At 32.4% G+C, this 25,113-nt stretch carries 22 protein-coding genes, 5 tRNA genes and 1 other RNA gene; 11 read left to right on the top strand and 17 right to left on the bottom strand.

From position 1 onward, the window contains the following. The first annotated feature begins 17 nt into the window (after positions 1–17). From ACXAHM_RS16080 to ACXAHM_RS16070, 3 genes are all read left to right on the top strand, one after another. Positions 18–90 (top strand) — tRNA-Lys (locus tag ACXAHM_RS16080). A 30-nt stretch (positions 91–120) separates the two neighbouring features. Next, positions 121–193 (top strand) — tRNA-Lys (locus ACXAHM_RS16075). A gap of 117 nt (positions 194–310) precedes the next feature. After that, positions 311–736, top strand: coding sequence for a hypothetical protein (locus ACXAHM_RS16070; protein ID WP_474961687.1), 426 nt, complete (start codon positions 311–313; stop codon positions 734–736). A 34-nt stretch (positions 737–770) separates the two neighbouring features. Here the strand turns inward: ACXAHM_RS16070 and ACXAHM_RS16065 are convergent, their stop codons facing one another. The 3 genes from ACXAHM_RS16065 to rsfS all read right to left on the bottom strand — a co-directional run bounded on the left by ACXAHM_RS16065 (position 771) and on the right by rsfS (position 3,880). Then, positions 771–1,229: a MarR family winged helix-turn-helix transcriptional regulator gene (locus tag ACXAHM_RS16065; RefSeq protein ID WP_474961685.1), complete on the bottom strand. Its 459-nt coding sequence runs from the start codon at positions 1,227–1,229 to the stop codon at positions 771–773. Positions 1,230–1,445: 216 nt separating this feature from the next. Continuing rightward, positions 1,446–3,476, bottom strand: coding sequence for an ATP-dependent zinc metalloprotease FtsH (gene ftsH / locus ACXAHM_RS16060; protein ID WP_474961683.1), 2,031 nt, complete (start codon positions 3,474–3,476; stop codon positions 1,446–1,448). A 35-nt stretch (positions 3,477–3,511) separates the two neighbouring features. After that, complete coding sequence (rsfS, locus tag ACXAHM_RS16055) at positions 3,512–3,880, bottom strand: ribosome silencing factor (protein WP_474961680.1); 369 nt, start codon at positions 3,878–3,880, stop codon at positions 3,512–3,514. Positions 3,881–4,049: 169 nt separating this feature from the next. Between rsfS and ACXAHM_RS16050 the strand changes: the two genes are divergently transcribed. Next, the gene (locus ACXAHM_RS16050; RefSeq protein WP_474961678.1) at positions 4,050–4,832 is read left to right on the top strand and encodes a biotin--[acetyl-CoA-carboxylase] ligase; all 783 of its coding nucleotides are present in this window, start codon (positions 4,050–4,052) and stop codon (positions 4,830–4,832) included. Here the strand turns inward: ACXAHM_RS16050 and ACXAHM_RS16045 are convergent. Next, complete coding sequence (locus ACXAHM_RS16045; RefSeq protein WP_474961675.1) at positions 4,829–6,136, bottom strand: aspartyl protease family protein; 1,308 nt, start codon at positions 6,134–6,136, stop codon at positions 4,829–4,831. The genes ACXAHM_RS16050 and ACXAHM_RS16045 overlap by 4 nt on opposite strands. 394 nt (positions 6,137–6,530) lie before the next feature. On the opposite strand from ACXAHM_RS16045, the gene udk reads away from it, so the two are divergent. The 3 genes from udk (at position 6,531) to ACXAHM_RS16030 (ending at position 8,999) form a co-directional block, all read left to right on the top strand. Further along, positions 6,531–7,160: a uridine kinase gene (udk, locus tag ACXAHM_RS16040; protein WP_474961673.1), complete on the top strand. Its 630-nt coding sequence runs from the start codon at positions 6,531–6,533 to the stop codon at positions 7,158–7,160. 27 nt (positions 7,161–7,187) lie between these two features. Beyond that, positions 7,188–7,898, top strand: coding sequence for a potassium channel family protein (locus tag ACXAHM_RS16035; protein WP_474961689.1), 711 nt, complete (start codon positions 7,188–7,190; stop codon positions 7,896–7,898). A 141-nt stretch (positions 7,899–8,039) separates the two neighbouring features. Beyond that, positions 8,040–8,999 (top strand): NAD-dependent epimerase/dehydratase family protein, encoded by a 960-nt coding sequence (locus tag ACXAHM_RS16030; RefSeq protein ID WP_474961671.1) that lies wholly within the window; start codon positions 8,040–8,042, stop codon positions 8,997–8,999. A 102-nt stretch (positions 9,000–9,101) separates the two neighbouring features. Here the strand turns inward: ACXAHM_RS16030 and ACXAHM_RS16025 are convergent, their stop codons facing one another. From ACXAHM_RS16025 to ACXAHM_RS15995, 7 genes are all read right to left on the bottom strand, one after another. After that, positions 9,102–12,626, bottom strand: coding sequence for an efflux RND transporter permease subunit (locus tag ACXAHM_RS16025; protein WP_474961669.1), 3,525 nt, complete (start codon positions 12,624–12,626; stop codon positions 9,102–9,104). Positions 12,627–12,640: 14 nt separating this feature from the next. Beyond that, positions 12,641–13,807 (bottom strand): efflux RND transporter periplasmic adaptor subunit, encoded by a 1,167-nt coding sequence (locus ACXAHM_RS16020; RefSeq protein ID WP_474961667.1) that lies wholly within the window; start codon positions 13,805–13,807, stop codon positions 12,641–12,643. An 18-nt stretch (positions 13,808–13,825) separates the two neighbouring features. Then, the gene (locus ACXAHM_RS16015) at positions 13,826–15,247 is read right to left on the bottom strand and encodes a TolC family protein (protein ID WP_474961665.1); all 1,422 of its coding nucleotides are present in this window, start codon (positions 15,245–15,247) and stop codon (positions 13,826–13,828) included. Then, positions 15,244–15,888, bottom strand: a complete 645-nt coding sequence (locus ACXAHM_RS16010; protein ID WP_474961662.1) for a TetR/AcrR family transcriptional regulator — start codon at positions 15,886–15,888, stop codon at positions 15,244–15,246. The genes ACXAHM_RS16015 and ACXAHM_RS16010 overlap by 4 nt, the downstream gene beginning before the upstream one ends. A gap of 275 nt (positions 15,889–16,163) precedes the next feature. Then, positions 16,164–16,598 carry a hypothetical protein gene (locus ACXAHM_RS16005; RefSeq protein WP_474961659.1) on the bottom strand — a complete coding sequence of 145 codons (435 nt, stop codon included), beginning with the start codon at positions 16,596–16,598 and terminating at the stop codon, positions 16,164–16,166. Position 16,599: 1 nt separating this feature from the next. Then, complete coding sequence (locus ACXAHM_RS16000) at positions 16,600–17,061, bottom strand: DUF4920 domain-containing protein (protein ID WP_474961657.1); 462 nt, start codon at positions 17,059–17,061, stop codon at positions 16,600–16,602. Between the two features lie 13 nt (positions 17,062–17,074). Then, on the bottom strand, positions 17,075–18,019 hold the full coding sequence (locus tag ACXAHM_RS15995; protein WP_474961653.1) for a peptidylprolyl isomerase: 945 nt from the start codon (positions 18,017–18,019) through the stop codon (positions 17,075–17,077). A 144-nt stretch (positions 18,020–18,163) separates the two neighbouring features. Between ACXAHM_RS15995 and ACXAHM_RS15990 the strand changes: the two genes are divergently transcribed. Then, positions 18,164–18,571 carry a response regulator gene (locus tag ACXAHM_RS15990; RefSeq protein ID WP_474961651.1) on the top strand — a complete coding sequence of 136 codons (408 nt, stop codon included), beginning with the start codon at positions 18,164–18,166 and terminating at the stop codon, positions 18,569–18,571. Between the two features lie 66 nt (positions 18,572–18,637). On the opposite strand, the gene fabD is transcribed toward ACXAHM_RS15990, so the two are convergent. From fabD to yihA, 5 genes are all read right to left on the bottom strand, one after another. Then, positions 18,638–19,507, bottom strand: a complete 870-nt coding sequence (fabD, locus tag ACXAHM_RS15985; RefSeq protein ID WP_474961647.1) for an ACP S-malonyltransferase — start codon at positions 19,505–19,507, stop codon at positions 18,638–18,640. Positions 19,508–19,713: 206 nt separating this feature from the next. Then, positions 19,714–19,787: transfer RNA gene (locus tag ACXAHM_RS15980), tRNA-Asn, on the bottom strand. A 13-nt stretch (positions 19,788–19,800) separates the two neighbouring features. Then, positions 19,801–19,874: transfer RNA gene (locus ACXAHM_RS15975), tRNA-Asn, on the bottom strand. Positions 19,875–19,892: 18 nt separating this feature from the next. Beyond that, positions 19,893–19,966: transfer RNA gene (locus tag ACXAHM_RS15970), tRNA-Asn, on the bottom strand. Positions 19,967–20,122: 156 nt separating this feature from the next. Beyond that, complete coding sequence (gene yihA / locus ACXAHM_RS15965) at positions 20,123–20,725, bottom strand: ribosome biogenesis GTP-binding protein YihA/YsxC (protein WP_474961642.1); 603 nt, start codon at positions 20,723–20,725, stop codon at positions 20,123–20,125. A 147-nt stretch (positions 20,726–20,872) separates the two neighbouring features. Between yihA and rnpB the strand changes: the two genes are divergently transcribed. The 3 genes from rnpB to ACXAHM_RS15950 all read left to right on the top strand — a co-directional run bounded on the left by rnpB (position 20,873) and on the right by ACXAHM_RS15950 (position 23,006). Next, an RNA gene (gene rnpB, locus ACXAHM_RS15960) (RNase P RNA component class A) lies at positions 20,873–21,254 on the top strand. 38 nt (positions 21,255–21,292) lie between these two features. Next, positions 21,293–22,159, top strand: coding sequence for a glycerophosphodiester phosphodiesterase family protein (locus ACXAHM_RS15955; RefSeq protein ID WP_474961638.1), 867 nt, complete (start codon positions 21,293–21,295; stop codon positions 22,157–22,159). Between the two features lie 67 nt (positions 22,160–22,226). Continuing rightward, a complete protein-coding gene (locus ACXAHM_RS15950) occupies positions 22,227–23,006 on the top strand; it encodes a response regulator transcription factor (protein ID WP_474961635.1) in 780 nt (259 codons plus the stop codon). Between the two features lie 593 nt (positions 23,007–23,599). Here the strand turns inward: ACXAHM_RS15950 and ACXAHM_RS15945 are convergent. Further along, entirely contained in the window at positions 23,600–24,685 is a 1,086-nt protein-coding gene (locus tag ACXAHM_RS15945) for a hypothetical protein (RefSeq protein WP_474961632.1), read from the bottom strand. Positions 24,686–25,113 lie beyond the last annotated feature (428 nt).

Genomic DNA, 25,113 nt, shown 5'->3' with positions numbered 1-25,113 from the left:
ACTCGTAGAAATACGACGATTCCGTAGCTCAGTTGGTAGAGCATCTCCCTTTTAAGGAGAGGGTCCTGGGTTCGAGCCCCAGCGGGATCACTTCTAAAATAAAACTCGTAGAAATACGACGATTCCGTAGCTCAGTTGGTAGAGCATCTCCCTTTTAAGGAGAGGGTCCTGGGTTCGAGCCCCAGCGGGATCACGAAGCCAGCACTTTTTTAGTGTTGGCTTTTTTATTTGATAAACTAACTTTTTTTTTGCATATTAATTGTACATCAAATTTCATATGCTTATGTAGCACAAATACTTTATAATTACTATGATAACACGTGAAAATTATATCACTAAGGTTTTTCAAAGAGTAATTCTTCTTTCTATAACATTATTTTTCTCCGCTTTGCATTTGAGTGCAGATACGCTCTCCAAACCTGTCAAAAATGATTATATAATCAAGAAGAATGCTGAATTAGTACTTGAAATCACACCAAAAAATATCGTTTGTATCGAAAATACAATTGATGTAAAAATGAAAGTTAGCGGTGTGGATACAAATTTCCCAGTACAAGTATTATTGTATAATACAATTGGAAACCTAGTTTACAGAATGGATTTGTCTTTGGATAAAACTGACATACATTTTCAGTTTAAACCACAAACAAAAATCACAGAAGGATTATACTTTGTTTCTGTTTTAAATGGCAGCAATAGAGTAACAAGAAGAATGGTTGTTAATACCCAAGATTAATCTGGATTAACAACCATTTTTTATATCTAAATTTTTAGTCTGCTGAATTTCTCAACTTATCTAATAAATTGCTTAATTGATTCGCTTCGTCTTCGGATAAGTTTCTTACATTATCCAACATACTATCTTCATGCGGATCTAACTCTGCTAACTTATCTAACCCTTTTTGTGTGATAATAACATCTACTTTCCTTCTATTACTTCCACACGTTTCTCTTTGAACAAAATCTTTATCAATTAGTCTATCAATCAAACGAGTTAAATCAGGGCTTTTATCAATCATCACTTCTTTGATGCTTCCTGGGTTCATACAAGAAGGATGAGCACCTCTTAGAATTCTCAATACATTGTATTGTTGTTGTGTAATTTCAAATTGCTTACACCACGTTTTAGATAAGTCCTGCATCCAACTATTAGTATACATCAGGTTAATGTATACTTTTTGGTATGCATTCTTAAATTCTTTTTGATTTATATCTTTTTCTATAGACATTGTTCACCTATAATTTGTTCAAACAAAATATGTAATTCTTGCAAGAAGGTGTTTTTTTTCAACTAATGCAAATTTTTCAAATGAACATCTTCATTAATATAAATCATAAGGCTTCTAACACAACTTAATGATTAGTTGAATATTTATATCAAAATAATAAAAAAAGGCCATCTCAGTAACCTGAGACAGCCTTTTCATCTATTTTAGAAGAATGAATTACGCTTCATCGTTATTTACTTCTTTTGAATCATTAGCACTTTCTTCTGATTGCTTGATAGCATTACTTGATTCGTCAATATCTTTTACTTCTACAACATCTGTAAACTCTTGATAGATTGTCTTTTTATCAAAAGGACGTTCTCCAATAAGTTTGACTAGATCTGATTGGTATAATACTTCTTTTTCAAGTAATTGTTGTGCTAACTTTTCTAAAGCATCTCCATGTTCTCTTAATAAGTCAAGCGTTCTTTGGTATGCATTATCAATTAGCTTTTTCACCTCTGTATCAATTTTTTCTGCTAAAGCTTCAGAATAAGGTCTAGAGCTGAATTCATTTCTATTTGGATCATAGAATGAGATATTACCAATTTCATCATTCATACCATAAATAGATACCATGCTATAAGCCATTTTAGTAGTACGCTCTAAATCACTCAAAGCACCTGTTGAAATACGACCAAAAATGATTTCTTCAGCAGCACGACCACCTAATGTCATACAGATTTCATCAATCATTTCCTCAGTTGTATTCAAGTATTGTTCTTTAGGTAAATACTGAGCATATCCTAATGCTGCTACACCACGAGGTACAATACTTACTTTAACTAATGGGTTAGCATGTTCTAGGAACCATCCTGTCACAGCATGACCTGCTTCATGATAAGCAACAATTTTCTTTTCTTCAGGAGAAATGATTTTGTTTTTCTTCTCTAAACCACCAATTACTCTATCAATTGCTGCCATAAAATCATCCATTTCAACAGCTGGCTTATTGTTACGAGCAGCGATTAAGGCCGCTTCGTTACATACGTTTGCTAATTCTGCACCCGCAAAACCTGGCGTTTGAGTAGCCAATTCTTTAGGATTTACATCCTTCGCAACTTTGATAGGATTTAAGTGTACTTTAAAGATTTGCTCACGACCATTAATATCTGGTTTATCTACAGAAATTTGACGATCGAAACGTCCTGCTCTTAGTAAAGCACTATCTAAAACGTCTGGTCTGTTTGTCGCAGCAAGGATAATTACTCCTGAATCTGTTCCAAAACCATCCATTTCTACTAATAATGAGTTCAATGTATTTTCACGCTCATCATTAGATCCAGGCATAGAACCTTTACCTCTAGAACGACCAATGGCATCAATTTCATCAATAAAGATGATACAAGGGGCTTTTTCTTTCGCTTGTTTGAATAAGTCACGTACACGAGCTGCACCTACACCTACAAACATTTCTACGAAATCTGAACCAGACATACTAAAGAAAGGAACACCTGCTTCACCAGCAACAGCTTTTGCTAATAAAGTTTTACCTGTTCCTGGAGGGCCTACAAGTAAAACACCTTTAGGAATTTTACCACCTAAGTCTGTATATTTTTTTGAGTTTTTCAAGAAATCAACGATCTCTTCTACTTCTTCTTTAGCTTCATCCAAGCCAGCAACATCTTTGAATGTTACTTTCATGTGATTAGGTTCAAACATTTGAGCTTTAGATTTTCCAATATTAAAAATCTGCCCGCCTGCTCCACCTGAAGCCATTCTTCTCATTAAGAACCAGAAACCAAATAGAAGGATTAATAAGAACCCTGAGCTAAAGAACCAACTCCCAAAACTCTCTCTTTGCTCAATTTCGTAAGGAATCCTTTTACTTCTTGGAATATCTTTTTGCATTTCATTTAATAAATCAATGAAATATTCACTTGAAACAATTTTGAATTTAAAATTTGGTTCTTCGCTAATATAAGAAAGGTTAGTAGTCTCTTGTTTTACTTTTGAATACTTACTTTTTTGTAGAGCTTTATTTGTTAGTATAACTTCAACTAAATTGTCGTTTACAATAAATAATTTTTTAACATCTCCATCCTCTACCATTTGTTCGAAGTTTTGAATGGTAGTTTCTTCAGTAGTACTACTTTTACTAAAATAGGCTAAGCCAACAACAACAAGAATTAATGCAATAAGCATCCATACTTGATAATTATTCTTTGGCATAGGTGTTTTAGGAATATTCCTTTTGTTCTGATCCATCCGTAATGTATGATCTAATTTGTGTTATTAATTTTCTATTCGCTTGGTAGTTTGAATACCTTCGCATCTCCCCAAAGTTCTTCAAGAGCATAAAACTCTCTTTTCTTTGGTAAAAATACATGTGCTACAACATTAATATAATCTAATAATGCCCATCCTTGGGAGCCAGTTCCTTCAGTAGCAAAAGCTTTTTCTCCTATTGAAGTTTTGACTTCTTTTTCAATACTATCAACAATTGAATCAAGCTGAGTATCCGAAGTAGCAGTACAAATTACGAAGAAATCTGTAACTGCGTTCTTTACTTTTCTTAAATCTAAAATTTCTATCTGCTGAGCCTTCATCTCCTGCATTCCTTTTGCAACTACGTGTGCAAATTCTTCCGCTCCAATCTCCTTTTTACTCATATTTTTTCTTTTGAGGTAAATCCTCTATCTATTTACTTTACTATATTACTATCTAATACGATAAAATGTTCTCAATTGAACTCAATTTTGTATAATTGCACTGCAAATTCAATACATTTTTTTATTTGCATTAAATTAAAACAAGTTTATAAACAAAAGTAATAAATACTTGTATAATATTTCTGCCAATACGTCTTTTATCGGTAAAAGTGTCATATATATGCCTTCTTGTCATTCTACTAATGATAAATTAGGACAACTTCTTTCAGACAACAAAAGTTTAGAGGAAGGAACTGTTGTACTCACACCAGAACAATCCAAAGGAAGAGGTCAAAGAGGTAATAGTTGGGAATCAACCCCAGACAAAAATATTACAATTTCTTTTTTATTAAAACCTAATTTTTTAGAAGCTAGAAATCAGTTCCAATTAAATGTGGCCATTTCACTTGGCGTCTTTGACACAGTTCATCATATCCACCCAATGCACACGAAGATTAAGTGGCCAAATGATATTCTAATTGATAAAAAAAAATTAGGGGGTATTTTAATTGAAAATTTTATTGTAGGTAAAAAAATATCACACAGTATTGTAGGTATTGGGTTAAATATCAATCAAGAAAATTTTTCAGGTATTTTCCCTGCTACTTCTATGTTAATTGAAGCAGGAAAAGCATTTCAAGTTCCAAGAATTATCGAATCTCTATTGGAAAATATTGAAAAAAGGTATTTACAACTTCAAGAAAGAGGATATGATTCCTTAAGGCAAGAATATTACACGCATCTTTTTTGGTATCATGAAAATGGGCAATTCCAAGAAGCTACTCCTACAGGTTTCTCTGAAACATTTGAAGGGCAAATACTTGGTGTTAATGAAAATGGCTGTTTATCAATCGCTAAGAAAAGTGGTAAGATTAAACATTACGGCTTTAAAGAAGTAAAACATTTGTATTAATTCTGGTCAAAAGGATCCTCTAAAACCATAGAGAATGTTTTACTATTTCCTTCATTATCTTCCACAGCTAATGAAATTTTTCTTCCAATTTTCCCACGAAAGAGTAATCTAATTTGATCAGCCGTTAAAGAAGCAACTGATTGTCCATTTACTTTTTTTAGAATACTTCCTTGTTGAATTCCCGCTTTGGCTGCTGGAGATTCTTCTCTGATCTGTGATATCTGAAAGAAAGGTAAACCAGGATAAGGGTTTGTAAATTCTAGGCCTAAATTATTGTATTGAAAGGCATCTTTAAAATCTCCATTTTTTCTTATAAGGAGTTCTTCATTTTCATAATCAAAAATTACAGTAAACCTTCTTAATACTTCTGCACCTATACTTCCATGTCTCGTTGTATCCATGATTTTAAGACCCAAAGATTTAAAATCAGGATATTTAACGATTGGATCATTTAATACGAATGAACCTAGGGATAATTGTTCGAGTCGATTTACTTTACCGTATAAATCTCCACTTATTCCTACACCTAAATGATCTCTTATTGAAGATAAGGAAGCTTTTATTTCATGGTGATCTGATTCAAAAATGGATAAGGCATGACTAGCTCCTGTATCTATCAGCAAAGACACTTGATGAGGCCTATGATGATCATCAGACCATAAATCTGTTTCAATGTAGGCCCTGTTTTTACTGATTCTTAAAGGAATACTCTCATATTTCTTTTTATAACGCTTCCTCTTTTTAGCATAATAATACTCTTTTTTATAAAGTATTATTGTTTTATTCTGATAATCAATATTGACTACAAAATGCTTAAAAACAGTCGATCCAATTAAACCATGGATTACCATCCCCATACTATCAGATAGCTTAAAAATATCTTCACTTGGATAAATAATATCTTGATTAAAGCCTTCTATTGCATTTAAAATCTTTACCGAATTACCCCAAGAATGATACGCTTTTAATTTACCATCCTCTCCCATACCTTTTAAGGTAACTTCTCTAAAACTAACATCACTTAAATTTAGCTTTTCGGCATAGGAAGGATCACTCAATACAATATATGAAGCTCCAGTATCTAAAATAAAATTTAGTGTATCTGAGTTATTGATGGTTATAGGTATAATGACCAGATTATTGACCAATTTAAATTTAAATTGAACATACTTTTGATTGCTTTTGGTAAATGCTAGATTTTTGAGGTGAACTTTTGCTTCACTTTGAGCTATAACAATTGAGTAACTAGTTGATAAAAGTAGAAAGCCCACCAACAAAATTTTATATAAAATGTTGGTTTTCATCGTAAATGTTAGTTGATATGAGAATTTGACTTCTATAAGGTAGTGATAATTAATTTACTAGGCAATAAAAAAAGAGACTACAAAGAGTCTCTTATTTTTGTGTTATTAAAGGATAAAGAAGTTTTAGTTAGTCAAATCTTGTCTAATATGATACACGGTAACATTATTATTAGTTTTCTCTTCAGTTGTGGAAAAACTAATTGTAAACTCTTTCACTAGCTTACCTTACAAAATTACCGGTTAGGTGGTTATCAGACAATACCCATAAATGGGTATTTTTGCTCTAAATACTGATAAATCTTGTACTCTAGGAGGATATCCTTTTTAATTTTTAATGAAACTATATAAAATACTGATTTATAAGATAGATGTATTAATTTTGAAGTATTGTTTTATGAAAAATCAATCGATGGAAACTCCTTACATAGTCGGAATAACTGGTGGTAGTGGTTCAGGAAAAACTACCTTTATTAAAAATTTGACAGAATTAATCGGCGAAGAAAATATCTGTACAGTATCTCAGGATAACTACTATATCGAAAAAGATAAACAACCTGAAGATAAAAAAGGTATTAAGAATTTTGATACTCCGTACTCTATTGATCTTGAAAAATTCTATCAAGATATTCAGAAATTAAAGAATGGAGAAGAGGTTCAAATCAAAGAATATACATTCAATAATGCCGCTGCCGAACCAAAGATGTTAACTTTCTATCCTAAGAAAGTAATTATCCTTGAAGGTATTTTTGTATTCCACGATCCAAGAGTTTTTGATATTATTGATTTAAAACTTTTCATTGAAGCAAAAGCACATCTAAAATTAAGTAGACGTATCAAACGTGATAATGTTGAAAGAGGATATGACATTAATGATGTATTGTATAGATACGAAAACCATGTAATGCCGGCTTATGAAAACTATATCAAACCGCACAAAGAAACGGTAGATATTATTGTAAGAAATGATTCTAATTTCGATAAAGCACTAGAAGTTGTAAAAACATACTTGCTTCAGAAAATTTAAGAGTATAACTTCCCGTCTGATTTATTCATAAATACTATGGCGGAAGGTAAATTTGCAATTATTGGTCTCGGACAATTTGGTACTTCAGTCGCTAAGAACCTCTCAAAGTTAGGTGCTGAAGTCATGGCAATCGATAGAGAAATCGAAAGAGTTGATATCGTAAAAGATGATGTCGCTTATGCTGTTGCCCTTGACTCTACAGATATAAAAGCACTAAAAGCACAGTCAATTCATGAAATGGATGCTGTGCTTTTAGCTATTGGAGAAAACGTAGAAGGTCTTCTCTTAACAACAGTATTACTCCTAGAATTAAATGTAAAAAGAATCATTGCTAGAGCTGTTAGTGAGCAACAAATGATTATTCTACAAAAATTAGGAGTAACTGAAATTATTTTACCAGAAGATGAAGTTGGTAAAATGACTGCTGAAATGCTATTAAACCCTGAAATTCAATCTTTCATGACATTACCTGACAATTATGAAATTGTTGAGGTAATAGTTCCTCGAAGATTATATGGGAAATATTTAGAAGATTTAGATATAGAAGTCACTTATAATGCTGATATTATTGCACTTAGAAGATTATTTGAAGAAAGAAATCATCTAGGAGTAACTGTATATAAAGAACATCTCATCCGAAATCCAAAGGATTTAAAGTCCGTATTACAAAAAGGCGATAAGTTAATATTACTCGCAACTAAGAAATCTATTAAGCAATTCCTTGAAATAAATACCTAAAAATTATTATATTAAATAGAAACAATGATTGAGAAAATTAATTCTCAACGTTTTATCTTTGTCCGAAAGGATATTACTCTATTGTATGTCTTACACCTTTTACTCTATAATTTTTTATAAATAGAGGTAGATTTAAAAATAATGAAGAAATTTCTGATTACTGGAGGAGCTGGTTTTGTCCCTAGTTCTGTCGCAGATAAGTTACTTGAAAATCCTGATAACTTTGTCGTTTGTGTTGATAATCTATTAACTGGCGAAAAGTGGAAAGTCCCAACACATGAAAACTGTAAATTCATCAAATGTGATGTGAATCGCTATGAAGAAATTGCTGCTATCATGACCGCTTACAATTTTGACTATGTATTTCATTATGCTGCAGTTGTAGGTGTAAAAAGAACTTTAGAAAACCCTGTAATGGTACTTGAAGATCTTCAAGGAATGGATAACGTATTGAGGTTATCTAAAAATACAGGTGTGAAGAGAGTTTTCTTCTCGTCTTCTTCAGAAGTATATGGAGAACCTGTTCATTTACCACAACATGAGCATACAACTCCTTTGAATTCTAGACTACCTTATGCGATCGTTAAAAACGTAGGTGAAGCTTATTGCCGTTCATTTAAGCAAGAGTTCGATTTAGATTATACAATCCTTCGTTTCTTTAACACTTATGGACCAAAACAAAGTACTGACTTTGTAATGTCTAAATTTATTGATGCAGCTTTAAGAAATGAACCTATTACAATTTATGGTGATGGTTCACAAACAAGAACATTCTTTTATATTCAAGATAATCTTGATGCAACTATTAAAATGCTTGAAGAAGGTTTAGTAGTGAACGATGTTATTAATGTTGGTAATGACAGAATTACTACTATTAAAGAATTAGCTGAGATCATTATTAAAAAAACAGGATCATCTTCTGAAATTATTCATTTACCACCATTAAAAGAAGGTGACATGACAAGAAGACAACCTGATGTTGATAAATTGAAAACAATTCTTGATCGTGATTTCACTCCTTTAGAAGAAGGTATAGATAAAGTGATCGAAATGAGAAAAGCAATGATGAATAGTAAAGCCACAGCTGAAACAGTTTGGTAGTCATCATTTAAACATATAAAAAGGGTAAGAATTTCTATGAGATTCTTACCCTTTTTTATTTATGCAATATGAAAGACTGTAATTTACAGCCTTTCACTCTTATTAATATACTGCTTCTTCTTCCTGTTTCGGACTCTTTTTTGAAGATAAATCATCAATGAACCAACCTAGCTTTTCAGCTAACAATAACATTACTGGGACAATCACTAATGTTAAGAAAGTAGCGAAAGTTAAACCATAAATTACTGTCATTGCCATTGGTCCCCAAGTATCTGCATTTGGACCACCAAAATAGATATCTGGATTATAATGAGCAAACATTCCAAAGAAATCAATGTTCATACCCGTTGCTAATGGAATTAATCCTAGAACGGTTGTAATCGCAGTTAATAAAACTGGACGTAAACGTGTGAAACCTGCCTGTTGGATACAATCAATAAGATCTTTTATCGGTAAACGATCTTCAGGTTCCATTCCTAATTTTATCTTTTTCGCAACTACTAATTGGTCCGCACAGTCAATTAATACAATTGCATTATTAACTACAATACCAGCTAATGAAATAATACCAATACCAGTCATGATAATCGAGAATTTATCACCAAAGATGATTAATCCTAAGAATACACCAATCATACTGAATACTACTGATGCAATAATGATAAACGGTTTTACAAAAGAGTTGAACTGAGATACAAGAATAAGGAAAATAGCACACATCGCGATTAACATTGCTTTTCCTAAGAATGCCATAGATTCAGCCTGATCTTCTTGTTCTCCACCAAATTTATAATTGTATTGAGCAGGCATTTCGTATGTTGAAAGTAAACTTTTCACATTATCAACTACCACTTGATTATTATAACCTTTCGAAACATTTGAGCTCAGAGTTACTACTCTATCTAAATCCTTTCTTTTGATTTCTCCTACGGTAGAACTATAATCTAGTTTTGCTACAGAAGAAACAGGAACTTGATGGAATGTTCCTTGATTATCTCTGAAAGTTACCCTTTGATCATTTAAAGTTGATAAATCATAGCGATACTCATCTTTTAAACGTAATTGAATAGGATAATCATCTTCTCCATCTTTGAATTTAGATACTTCTTGACCATAAATGGCAGTTCGCATGTTTTGAGCTAACAAACCTGTTGAAACTCCGAAACGTCTTGCTTTGTTACGATCAATATTCACCAATAATTCTGGCTTACTTACTGAAATATCAATAGATAATTTATCGATACCAGGAATTCCTGATTGCTCGATCAAAGCTTTCATATTACTTGCTTCTTTGATCAATACTAAATAGTCTTCTCCAGTCAACTCAATTGAGATTGGCTTACCAGTAGGAGGGCCATTTTGTTCTTTATCAGTCACAATCTCAACACCAGGAATATCTTTTGCGATTTGAGCACAGAGTGTCATTACTTCTACAGAACTTCTTCCATTACGTTTTTCAAATGGTACAAATCCAACAGCAATTCTCGCTCTGTTTGGTGTTACAGTATTAGCTGCTCCATCTTGAGGATCATTCGTATTTTCACCTACATTTGATACAATAGATTCAATAATATCACTGTAAGGTGCTAATTCTTTATACAGTCTTTTCTCTAGATCTAAAGCTATTTTATTTGTTTCCTCTACATCGGTTCCTTGTGGAGCCTCAATGTACATGTAAACATATCTAGGATCAGAATCTGGGAAGAATTCTATTTCTACTTTTCCACTACCTATTTTTGCTCCGAAAAGTGCAAAAACAGAAATTAAGAAAATTGTGATTCCACCAACTAAAACATAAGGTTTAGCTCCACTTAAAGCCCATTTTAGTGTAGTTAAATAAATAGACTCTAACTTTGTTAGTACTGTATTTTGGAAAAAATAAGCCATTTTCTTTAAGAAAATACCATCCAAGAATGCGATACTTGCTCCTAGTAAGAAGATATTAAACCAAGAATAAGTCTTTTCAGGGCCTCCAGCAAATTTTAATACCAAAGCAACAATTGCCATACCTGTTAGAACATACCCAACCTTAACTTTTCCTTTATGAATAGTTTTGTATGCTTCTTCAGAATCGACCTTCATGTATTTGAAAGCTATCACTGGGTTGATTACCAAACCTACAAATAGAGACGATGCTAATACAGTGATCAAAGTAATCGGTAAATACTTCATAAATTCACCCATGATTCCACCCCAAAATGCAAGTGGAACGAAGGCTGCTAAAGTTGTTGCTGTAGAAGAGATAATCGCTAATGCTACCTCACCTGTACCTTGTTTTGCCGCTTCTTTCTTTGTCATACCTGACTCCCTCAATCGATAGATATTTTCAATCACTACGATTGCATTATCCACAAGCATACCCAAAGCAAGAATTAAAGCGAAAAGCACTACCATGTTAATTGTAACACCCATCATACTTAATACTAAGAATGACAAGAACATTGATAATGGAATAGCCATACCTACGAACATTGCATTTCTTAATCCCATGAAGAATAGAAGTACAATAACTACGAGAATCATACCTGAAATAATACTGTTCTCTAAGTTATTAAGAGAAGCCTTCATTTCATTTGATTGAGACTCAGTGATTACAATATCAAGATTATTAGGTAAGTAAGTAGCTCTCGCTTTGTCTAATGAAGCCATAATCTTATCTGTTGCATCAATAAGGTTTTCACCCCCTCTTTTTACAACTTTCAAAGAAACTACTGGGTAAGCACCTTTTGCATTAAAGTTTGAAGAGGCTAAACGAGCATAACTCTTACGTTCAACATAACTATCTTTAATTTCAGCAAGATCTTTTAAGTAAATAGTATTTTGATTCTCAGATTTTACGATAACGTTTCTGATCTCTTCAACATTTTTGAACTCACCATCTACACGTAATGCTCTACGGAAACCATTTCCCATTTTCACATCACCACCTGACATTGTTACGTTCTCATTTGCGATTGCATTAGAGATATCAGAGAATGCCAATTGCATCGCATCCATTTTATAAAGGTCTGCATTGATTTGAATTTCTCTTTCTACAGAACCTGTAATATCTACTCTAGATACTTCTCTAAACTCTTCTAATTCATCTTGAAGATCTTCCGCATAATCTTTCAGTTTTTGAATTTCAAAATCACCTGAAAGGTTAATAACCATAATTGGAATCTCTGAAAAGTCCATTTCTTGTACATCAGGATCAGTATCTAAATCTGTAGGCAATTCACTTTTAGATTTATCCACTGCGTCCTTTGTATCTTGAAGTGCTTTAGAAATTTCTACATCTTCATTGAATTCAACTGTAATAACAGAGAAATCTTGAGCAGAAGTAGAAATAATTTCTTTCACACCTTTCATTGACTTCAATTCCTTTTCAATAGGACGAGTAATCAATGATTCGATATCTACTGGAGAGTTACCAGGGTGCATCGTACGGATATATACCATAGGAATACGAATCTCAGGGAATTGCTCTTTAGGCATTCCGACATAAGAAACCATTCCAAAAACTGCTATAATTACAGTAAGGATAAATATCGAAGTACTGTTATTAATCGAGAAGCTACTCAAACCGAATTCCTTAGAATTGGTTGGTTCTTCTTTCTTTAAGTTTATGTTTTTATTTTCTTCCATTAGTTTGCCTCAAATTAAATTTGATAATCAACAACTCTTACTTGCTCACCATTGATCACTTCAGAATAACCTTTATCGATCACCTTCATTCCTGAAGAAATTCCTGAAGTCACCATTGTGTTGCCTTTGTAAGATTTACCTGTTTCAATATTTACTTTTCTGACAACATTATCTTTACCGTCTTTGTTTTCAAGAACATAGGTAAATGTCTCTCCTTTTGTATTTTTCTGTACTAAATTACTAGGAATAGCCACTGCACTGTCTTGAGAGAAGTCATTGATTGTCACAATTGCCATTGTATTTGGCTTAATGTTCAAATCTTTTTCAGATAAACGCATTCTAATTTTGAAAGTCCTGTTGACTTGATTAATTGTTTGACCAACTACATCGACACGCATATCTCTTTCAATATCTAGCATTGGAAAACGTACTTTTACTTTGTCTCCACGTTTTACAACTCTACTGTAAGCTTCAGAAACATCCGCTACAACTTCTACATTAGAAACATCTACAAGACGAGCGTAAGGCTGTCCAGCTGGCGCCATTTCTCCTTCTTTCATGAAAACTTCATCTACTTTTCCTGAAATTGGTGCAACTACATACCCTTTATGTTCTTGCTCTTTCAAACTAGCCAATGAAGCTTCTAAAGATTCTTTGTTATTTTTTGCTTGTAAAAATTGAACTTCTGAACCAATACCTTGTTTCCAAAGTTTCTCTTGCTTTTCATACAAGACATTTGCTAATTCTAAATTTGTATTGACCTCATCAATTTGTTTTTGAACTAACTCAACGTCTAATTTTGCTAAGTATTGACCTCTTCTCACGTAAGCACCTTCTCTTACATATCTTTTAATGATACGACCAGTTGTTTCAGGAGCTACCACAACATTTTTACTCGAAGTAACATCACCAGGTACATCTACAAAGTGATTAAAAGTGGACATATTTACATCAAAAATAGTAACAGGCTTCAATGTGTTAGCATCTACTTTATTGCCACCCATTTCCTTGATTTCTACTTCTAATGCTTTAATGTTACTTTCTACCTCTACTAATTGTTGTTTGTATTCAATAAGTTGAGCTTGCTTTGCTTCTAAAGTATTTCCTTCTTCTTCACCACCACAAGAAGCGAGTATTGAAGCTGCAGACAATAGTGCGATTAATTTATATCTAGAATTCATATCTATTTTTTTCTTTTTTTATTTGCCGTTATTTTTCTTGATTACTTTTTCGTCTTCTGCGTGATTCTCATCATCTACATAATCAAGAAGACGACCATTTGCTTTTTCGTAAGACAGTTTTGCAAGTAATACTTCGTAAAGAGATGTATAAAAGTCAGTAGATGCCTGTGCATAATCTTGTGAAGCAGTTGTTACTTCAACTGATGAACCAACACCTTCTTTAAATTTAATTTGAGTATTAGTATATACTTTCTCAGCAACACCCATATTCTTTTCTTGAAGATTTAATGTCGCCATATTTGTTTCAAATAAAATTCTAGACTGCTCTTGCTCAATTGAAATCTGTCTTTCTAAATCTAAACGAGTATTTAATAGCTGTTGTCCTTTAAGTTTTCTTTGCTCGATTCTTTTGTGACGATTTAAACCATCAAAAACATTAATGTTCAAAGAAACGCCAACATTACCAAAAGTACGGTCATCTCCGTAAAGACCAGCAATTTCTTGCCCACCTGTATTATATCCATAAGCTGCGAAGGCAAATAATTTAGGCCAATATTCAGCTTTTACAGCTCTAATATCATAATCGTTCAATCTGATATTTGTTTGTAAAATTGAATATTCAATACGGTTTTGAGCACTCGCTAAATCAGTTGGGGTAACAATGAAATCTCTAAAGTTTTCTAATTTTTCAGCTAACTCTATATTTTCATTGATATCCATTCCCATTTGGAATTTTAATAGCTTCTCAGCAATAATATTCATTTGCTTCGACTGAGTTTCTTGAATAACAAGGCTATTGTAATTCACTTCGATACGGTTTAATTCCGTTTCCTCAACCATACCTGCTTCATACATTGCTTTTGTCTCGTTGAAAAGGCTTTCTAAAATCTCTCTATTTTCAATAATCAATTTTAAAAACTCCCTTTGCACTAAAACATAGTAGTAGGCTTGAGTTACTGCATCAACAACATCAATTTTAGATCTAATTAATTCTTTTGAAGCTAATTCAGTATATACTTTTGCTGCTTGTACACCGATAAAGAATGTACCATCAAAGATTAATTGATTGGCTTGAAGCTGTAAATTTGAATTGTATTTTGTTCCAAACTCAACACCAATAGTTTTATTAGGGTCTCCATCAGGATCAAATGCATTTTCAGGTAAGAAAGCTTTTTGAATTTTATAATTATCGATAAGGTTTGCATCAAAGCTAACTTGTGGTAAACCAATAGAGATTATTTCTCCCACTTTCGCTTGAGAAATTCCTTCTTCTAATTTTGCATTTTTGATTACACCCGTATTTTTGAAGGCATAATTGATACAATCTTGCACACTGTATAAAGGCGTACCATCTTCAGTAGTAGAGGTTTCTTGTGCAGATAGTTGATAACTAAACAGTAAGCTTAATAAAGCTACCGCCCCTTTAAGGACGTTTTTCATAAATTTGTAGATTGTGTTCCGTTTGTGATTAAATCTTCTAGGTATTTATCCAATAATTTGACACCGTCAGGACTTGCTATACCTCGAATAAAATGTTTGAAAAATTCCAATTGCAATTTTGCTAATGGAAACCGATCATGTGAAAAAATTGAAGGATCAAAAGCTGCTTCAACTTGCCACATGCGCATTATCACTAACATCTCAACATCAATATCTTGATAGAAATAGCCTTCTGAACAGCCTTGTTCTATCACTTCAATTAACGTTTCATGAAAGCAACCTTCTTTATGGCATTCATATTTCTTCCAAATTTCTGGATAGAATTTCTTTAGGTCCATGAACACTGAAGGGTTTATCGCACGCATTCTTTCATAGAAAAAAGTAAATACTTTAGCGAGTTTATATACCCCATCTGTATTAAGATTACCTACTTCTTCTATAAATCTAGAATCTTCTTCCATATGATAGGCAAGAGTAGATTCTATGAGTTCTTTTTTGTTGCTAAAAACGTTATACAAGGTCTTTTTAGAAATGCCTAATTGCTCAGCAATATCTGACATTGTTACTCTTTTTAATCCTTGTCCTTGAAATTGATGTCGTGCTTCTTTAATGATTCGTATCCGTAATTGATCATTTACCACCACGATGAATATTCCGAATGATTTAGTTAGACATATTAAAAGTTTGAATGAAATAACTAAGCGTTATTTGTTGAGACAAACATAGGGAAACCCGAAGTAATAAAAAAGTTTCCAAGGTTTTATTTTAATTAATTTTAAAAAATATTCCATGTAAACTATTGTTTATGTTAAAACGCAGGTTTTTCGATGTCATTAAAGTTGATTTAGGAGAAAACTAAAACTTGAAAGCATAAAAAAGGTGAAGTACTTTTTTCCATAGTAACTTCACCTTAAGGTTATTGTTTAATATACAGCTTTTTAATCTTCATATTGGGACCTGGACATTCCGTTGTGTGACAATTGACACACATGGAAACGGTCATATTATAATATTCAATCTGCCCTGAAATAGGTATTGAATCTCTTTTCTGAATATGTTTCAGGAATTGATCCGCTTTCTGTTGATATCCATCTGTTAAATTTTTACCTTCTTCTGTAGGTATAGCTGTTAAAAGATGGGAAACATCTAAGGGGTAATTTTGAAGTGATTCTCCATTAAGAACAGCCATTTTTTGTTGTTCTAATTGATCCGTTGCACTTCTCATTAATAAAGCTAATTCAGAACCTCCATTAGGATACTGAACTACTTTTGGTTTTTCTTTTGTATCACAACTAATGCTTATTATGATAAAGAAAAGAAGTGTGGTGATTAAAGATAATTTGATTTTCATCTTAATTTTCAATTGCAACACCATCAGCCATAAAAGTATATTTCACTTGTGGCTTATCTATTTTTGCTATTTCTTCAGGAGATTTTCCAGCATCTTCAGCATAATGTTTTAATGTGGCTACATCAATAGTTTCTTTAGTTGCAACACCATTAATTACTGCTTTTTTTCCTGTAGCATCCATTGGTACAAAAAATTCATAATCTTTGAATTTCACAAAAACATCTTGACCACTTTCATCCAACGGTAATTTCATCCAACAGCCTTTCTTTTGACATACTCCTTGAATTTCCCCTTCAAGTTTAATTGATACTTTTTCTTTTTGATTGAGTTCATCCATCAATGAAGTAGAAGCAATTGCATCCTCTGTATCAAAAGAGGCTCCATAAAATGATACATCTGATTTCGTTTGAGAATTACATCCAAACAAAAGCATTGAAATAAGTAATGAATAGAATAGTTTCATAATTGAAATATGTTTATAAGTGTAATGTTTTTTTGTATTGTTCAATGTAAATAGAGGGCACTTCTTCTACTTTCATTGACATTTTGATATCTTCAAGAGGTCTTTTCTGTCGGTTTACTTTTTGAGCTGCGATACTGTCTATTACATCCAAACCTTCGACGACTTGACCAAACACAGTGTATTCTCTATCTAGAAAAGGAGTTCCACCTACTGTCGTATATGCTTTTCGTTCTTTCCTAGTCGGTTTATCAATCAGACTAACATCATATTTTTTTTCCATTAAAGGAATACACCTTTTCATTAATTTCTTTTGTCCTTCAATATCACCTCTTTCTCCTAATTGTGCATATGCTTCTCCAATACGAGAATATTCTGGGTCATCAATTAAGGAAGAAAAGTATTGATTTACCTTTTTAGTATCTGTTTTTGTATCGTAAAGCTCTTCTTTTGTGTAAGTTCTTCCTTGTACAATATAAAATTGGCAACCACTTGACTTTTTTTCAGGGTTTAAAGACCCTTTTCTAGCCATCGCCAAAGCTCCTTTCCTATGGAAATATTTATAATTTATTTCTGCAGGTAATTGCTCTCCTATTTCTCCTTTCCCAAGACTCTCCCCTGGATCTGCAAATCTAGAATCTGGATCCCCTCCTTGAATCATAAATCCATCTACCACTCTGTGAAACAGCAAACTATCATAGTAATTTTGACGTACTAATTTGATGAAATTTGCACGATGTATGGGTGTTTCCTTAAATAATATCATTTTTATTACACCATACTTTGTTTCTAATGTGACTAAAAAATCATCATCTGGATTTTGTACCTCAGTAGCCACTTTTCGCTCTTTTTGCCAGTCTCCGTCCCCTTTTTGGTTACAACTACTTAATACACTGACAATTAGAAAGATTACGATAAATGAACTTTTACAAATATTTTTTACATTTTTTCTTACAATCATATATCGATTTATTACTTTTTTCCGTTAATAATAGTAAAAGCTTGATTCTCGTCATAGATAAATTTAGTTTGATAACTGTTATTTATAAAGAGAAAAGCTAAAGATACACAAAGAATTTAGGACCAAGATACAACTAATATGACGATGGCATTTACAAATGGTATAGAAAAGCCTAAAGTACAGAAGACAGCAATTGTGGTTGATGATAATATTATCAATGCACATTATCTAAAAAAGATGCTTTCTGATGAAGGTTTAGAAATCAATGTAATTTCTGAAACTTCTAGACTATTAACTCTTATCGATAATACTTCTGTAAGAATGGTTTTTTTAGATGCTGAAACACTAGGTAATCAGCTACAAGAAACAATAGACATGTTACAAACTTATTGTCAAGATAAAAATAGAGACATCACTATTATTGGTACAACGCCTTATTCATTAGAAGGAGCAAGAAAACAACTTATTAATATGGGAGTTGAATTTGCATTGAGTACACCTATCTATAAAAATCACCTTACTGATATTATATCAACTGCCATTTACGCATAAAAAAACACTGCTGCAGATCAATTCCACAACAGTGCTTCTTATATTAAATTAAACCTAATCATTCTCCTATAAAGAAGAAGTTGGCATTTTACGGTCTACTTTTTTCACTAAACCCTGTAAAACTTTACCAGGTCCACATTCAATAAACTCAGTTACCCCATCAGCAATCATTGCTTGAACAATTTGCGTCCATTTTACAGGAGCAGTTAACTGAGCAATTAAATTCTGCTTGATTACTTCAGGATCAGTTTGAGGCTTAGCATCTACATTTTGGTAGATTGGGCATTTTGGAGTATTTAACACAGTCTCTTCAATTGCTTTTTGTAATTCCTCTTTTGCAGGCTCCATAAATGGAGAGTGGAATGCACCACCTACAGGAAGAGGTAAAGCTCTCTTTGCTCCAGCTTCTTTTGCTGCTTCACATGCTTTCTCGATACCCTCTTTGCTACCTGAGATCACTAATTGACCTGGGCAGTTATAGTTGGCAGGAACAACACCTTCAACACCTTCACATACTTTTTCTACTTCCTCATCAGTTAAGCCTAAGATAGCAGCCATTGTAGATGGATTCATCTCACATGCTTTTTGCATCGCTGCAGCTCTTTTCGCTACTAATTGTAAAGCATCTTCGAAGTTTAATGCTCCACAAGCTACTAATGCAGAAAATTCACCTAAAGAGTGACCTGCAACAACATCTGGAGTAAATTCATCTGCACATAAAGCAGTGATTACAGAATGTAAAAATACAGCAGGTTGAGTTACGTTTGTTTGCTTTAATTCGTCTGCAGTACCTTCAAACATTACGTCCGTGATACGGAAACCAAGAATTTCGTTTGCCTTTTCGAAAAGTGCTTTTGCTTCTTCATTAGAATCGTAAAGCTCTTTACCCATACCAGTAAACTGAGCTCCTTGTCCTGGGAAAACGTATGCTTTCATAAAAAATATCTTTATTGGTTGATTTCAATATGATAAAGTATCTAATCTGTAATTAGATAGGATACATTAATTTTTAAAATTGCTCGGCAAAGATAATTGATTTATCCGCTAACTCTTATGATTTCAATAAGATAATATTATTATTTTGGGGATTTCAGTCATCTTTGGACAACAAAAAAGCCTTAACATTTCTGCTAAGGCTTGTGCTCCTCTTCTTGGACTCGAACCAAGGACCCTCTGATTAACAGTCAGATGCTCTAACCAACTGAGCTAAAGAGGAATTTTATTTTTTGCTCTCCTTCTTGGACTCGAACCAAGGACCCTCTGATTAACAGTCAGATGCTCTAACCAACTGAGCTAAAGGAGAATGAATTTGATTTTTTAGCTCTCCTTCTTGGACTCGAACCAAGGACCCTCTGATTAACAGTCAGATGCTCTAACCAACTGAGCTAAAGGAGAAGATATTTTCAAATTCTGCTTTATTTTTAGGAACGTTTTTCCTTTAAAGCGTGGCAAAAGTAGTAGCATTTTTTGAATTTGCAAAATCTAAAATTAAAAAAAATGCAAACTAATTTAAATAGACCTGATTTTCAGCAAAAAAAGATTCAAACTTTTTTATGATTCCCAGTAAGAATTAATATCTGCTATATATTTCCTCAAATCGTTCACGCCGGTTTTATCTTCTGAAGAAGTAATAAACATAGGAGGAAAATCTTCCCATTGCTTCTTTAATTCTCTTTTATAAGTAGCAACCGCTTTACTGATTTTACCTTGACCTAATTTATCTGCCTTTGTAAAAACTATCGCAAATGGTAATTCTTTCTCACCCATCCAAGCCATGAAGTCTAAATCATTTCGCAATGGTTCGTGACGAATATCCACTAAAACAAAAGTACACATTAAGTTTTCTCTTGTAGCAAGATACTTTCTTACCATTCTCATGAATTTTTCTCTCTCTGTTTTACTCACTTGAGCATAGCCATAACCCGGTAAATCACATAAATACCATTCATTATTAATGATAAAATGATTGATCAATTGTGTTTTACCTGGAGTAGAAGAGGTTTTTGCCAATTTGTTTTTACCCGTAAAAGCATTGATCAAAGAGGATTTACCTACATTCGATCTACCAATAAATGCATATTCCGGAATCTTTGGTTCAGGACATTTAGTGGCATCTGTATTACTTGTGACAAATTCGGCTTCTTTAATTTTCATGTTTATATGACTTTGTTTCAAATGCAAAGTTAATAAATAGTTGACAGTTAACATTAAAATGTTCTTTCTGAAGGCTGTATGATAAAAACTGTTAACTATTCATTATTAAATCTTCACTCTTAAGTCTTAACTATTAACTTTGTGGTAAACGTGCGTCGCCTTGTCGCTTCCTTATGGAAGAGGAAAGTCCGAGCATCATAGAGCATCACACTTCCTAACGGGAAGGCACTCAGTAATGGGTGACAGAAAGTGCAACAGAAAGTAAACCGCCTTCGGGTAAGGGTGAAACGGTGAGGTAAGAGCTCACCGCATTTGTGGTGACATGAATGGCATGGTAAACCTTGTGAGATGAAAGACCAAATAGGTCTTATTGTCCTTCGGGAATGAAGTTGCTCGCTTCATTGTTGTTAAAACAGATAAGATGGGTAGGTCGATGGAGCCTACGAGCGATTGTAGGCCTAGATAAATGACAGGGACCACATTGCTTGCAATGGAGGTACAGAACTCGGCTTATAGACGCACGTTTTTATTTTCTCATCTAATTTTCATTATCCCTACAATAAAAAAATGAGAACAACTCTAATTACCTTATTCCTTTTTATTGGTTCGCTTCAGATCCAAGCACAATCATTAGATTTTAAAAATGTAGACGATCTCTACAAATACCTTGATTATAATGCATCAACACCTAAGCAATTAGTAAGTGCACACAGAGGAGGTCCATACATTGGTTTTCCAGAAAACTGTATTCCTACCTTCAAGCACCTTATTAAATATGTTGATGTCCCTGTTATCGAATTAGATGTTGAAATGAGTAAAGACAGTGTGATGTTCTTAATGCATGACAATGAACTTGGCAGAACAACTACAGGATCAGGATCTGTTAGAAATTACACTTGGAAAGAATTACAAAAAATCCGTCTAAAAGACGATGAAGGTAATTTGACAAAATATAAATTTGATACTTTCGAAAAGGTATTGAAATGGACAAAAAAAGGAAATGCATTACTTACTGTTGATGTAAAACGTGGTGTCCCTTTTGAAAAAGTTGTGAAAGCTATCCAAGAAGCAGGAGTTCAAAAATATGCTGCTGTGATTACTTATAATTGGGAAGATGCAAAATTAGTCCATCAATTGGCTCCTGAACTTATGATTTCTGTTACAATCATGGATTCTGAAGGATGGGAAGCTGCTAAGAATTCTGGAATTCCATTCAATAGAATGATTGCTTTTACAGGTGTAAAACTTCAAGATGCTGCATTATATCAGCAATTACACAAAGAGGGAATCTACTGTATTTCTGCAACATTCCATACAAGTGACAAAGTAAAAGATGCTAAGAAAAGAACACAAGAATATCAAGAAGCCTGGAAATTGGGAGTTGATGTAATTGCAACTGACTTACCAATTGAAGCTTTTGAAGCAAAAAAATAAATATATATATCGTATATCAAAAAAAAGTAGCATATTGTTATTCTTAATAACTCTATGCTATTTTTTTATGTCTACATCTACTTCTACTTATCAAGACTATCTTGACAATCTATGGACTCAAAAAGGGATTTCTAAACAAGAAATTGATCGCTATTTACAGCCTTATATCCTTTTTACTCAACTGAATTTCCCTGCAACGGCTGTTCCATATGTATTAGATCTACATTCACAAAAATACCTACATATGGGACAAGATGTTCATCTTCTTTTTGGTTTTGAGGATGTAGATTTTGCTAATAAAGGAACCTCAATACTTCAAGATTTACTTGTGAAAGAGGATTTTGAAACTTTAAGCAGTGTATTATTTCCAAAAATGAATAAAGTAGTTTCTCAGTTTTCTCCTTCAGATCAAAAAAGATGTGTTTTTGAGTTACATTATAAGATTAAAACTCCTAATGGAACTGAGAAGTCAATAATTGAACATGCTTCTTATGTAAAATTTAATGAAGATAACTTACCTGCACTCTCAGCTGGAGTATGTTTTGAAGTAAATCACAGTGTTGTATATGAAGGAGTTAGAGGCATGATCAAGTTCAAAGAAGAAAAAGTACAAAAGGTACTATTTGATGAATTTGTGTCTACTACTAAAACTAATTTAACCAAAAGAGAAAAAGAGATTATTCTATCAATTGCAGAAGGATTAAGTAGTAATCAAATCTCTGAAAAGCTACATATTAGTCCTCATACAGTAACTACTCACCGAAAAAATATATTGAAAAAACTGAATTTCAATTCTTCTCCTGAATTAGTAAATTTTGCAATTCAACATCTTGGTTTTTCAAAATAATTAAACACAAAGCAGTACCATTAGAAACTAATGGCACTGTTCAATCTTATTATTTCACTCGTTATATATACTCTTTTACCTAAATATTTATTCAAAAAATAACTTCTGTAAAAATCACTTTAAGTGTCTTTAAAAATTTGAAAAACAATAAATAACGGACTAGTATTTTATTCTAATGGTTATTAAATATTTAGTTGAAACAAAAAATAAGTAATCTATTTTCACTTATAAAAAAGTGGTTTTAGTTTTCATTTAATTTTAGTTTTCAGTGTAATGTTGTTATGTTATTTCAAACGGGATGATAGTTCCTTAGTTGGATTATCTTGATTTATGAATCGTAATAAATTCTTGAAAAAGATGGTTTAAATCGAACTAGAATTGGCTTATTAGACTAAAATAGTACATCAAAAACGGGGTGTTTTTTTATTATTTTTCATGAGAATCAAGTTATTGATAGTTATACATAATGGGAGACCTAATATTCATTACATTGAAAGGTTTTTGAGATTTTCTTCATTTTTATCACGATTTTAGGCACAAAAAAAGTCTATGATTTTACAACCATAGACCTCTTCATTAAAAATTTATTGCTATTATTTTACTAGTAATTTCTCTTTAACTAGTTTATTTCCAGACTTTAGAACAACATGATATAATCCAGAACCAAGAATATTCTGGAAATTCATAGGTCTTAAAAGTGTATTAGAATAAACGCTTTTAATTTCTTCGGTATAAACTAGATTACCTTTATTATTATAAATTTGAATACCTACATCGGCACCTAATGATAATCCTGATAAACTAACTTGTAAAGATTCTCCTACTGAAATATGATTTGGCATTATTACAGCAGACAAAGTTGCATTCACTCCTTCTTGTAATACTTCAATTGGACCGAAATACTCTGTACGTCCATCAAGGTCTACTTGTTTTAATCTATAATAAGCACCTGGTAAAGCTTCCTCATCAACAAATGAATATTTCAAAAGCGTTTGAGAATTTCCTGCAGCATTTACAGAACCTAAAGAAAACCAATTCTTTTTATCTGTTGATCTTTCAACTTCAAAATAAGAAGAATTTACTTCTGAAGCTGTTTCCCAAGTTAATGAAGTAGCTCCATCTTTAGAAGACGCTTCGAAATATGTTAATTCTACTGGTAAGTTTGGCCCTGTTACTTCATCTCCACCATTTTCTGTAAAAGTACCTTCAATTACACCGTTTGTATCATTTATTTCAGCATTACCTGTTACTGCTAAATTACCAGAAGCATAAACTGAAATCACGGGATATCCTACATCAGTTCCAGGTGTATTGAAATCCCCTTCAATTATCAAATTACCAGCTACTTCTAAAGCTGCATGCTCTCCCAAATTAAAAGTCCCTTTTATTGTTAAAGTTCCATTTTCTTTAACATTTAAAAGAATTTGTTGAATAATAGAACTGCCATTAATACTTAATTCAGAAAAATTTAAAGTTACGTTCTCATTACTTTCAACAATTAATTCATAGGTTGCAAAATTATTGAGGTTATTTCTATTAGAAGTAAAAACTTCACCTGCTCCTAAACTACAACCATCTGTAAATGTAATACCAGCAGTTAACGTTGAAGGTAATGAACATTGCCCAAAAGAATAAAGACTCAGACTTGTTAATAGTATAGATAAAAATATTTTCTTCATGATACATTTAGTTTAATTCATCTTAGAAATAGAAAGATTGATAACACCAATAATCGTTCAGTTTAGTTGTTAATTTATTAGTGTGCAGTTGTAGCTTCTTTTCAGATGAATAGTATTTCTTAAATAATGAGTAGACTAGTTTAATAATAAGATTTAAACGAATTATAAGATCGATAATTCATTAGTATAATAGCTTATACAGTTACAAATATTATTAAATAAAAATAAAAGTCAAGATTTAAGATGAATATTAACATAAAAAGAATCAGATATTTAATATTAAACACTCTCAATTTAGCGCTATTACAAACACCTAAAAATAGCACTTTTCATAGATTACATTATTTCTAAAGATCTTTAATTACTAAGGAAAATGAAATTGAATTATTAGAAGATTAAGCACAAAAAAAGCTCATGATTTATTTAAC

The sequence above is a fragment of the Flammeovirga sp. AWQ4_249 genome, assembly GCF_056161045.1.
This window is presented reverse-complemented; position numbering and strand designations above follow the sequence as displayed.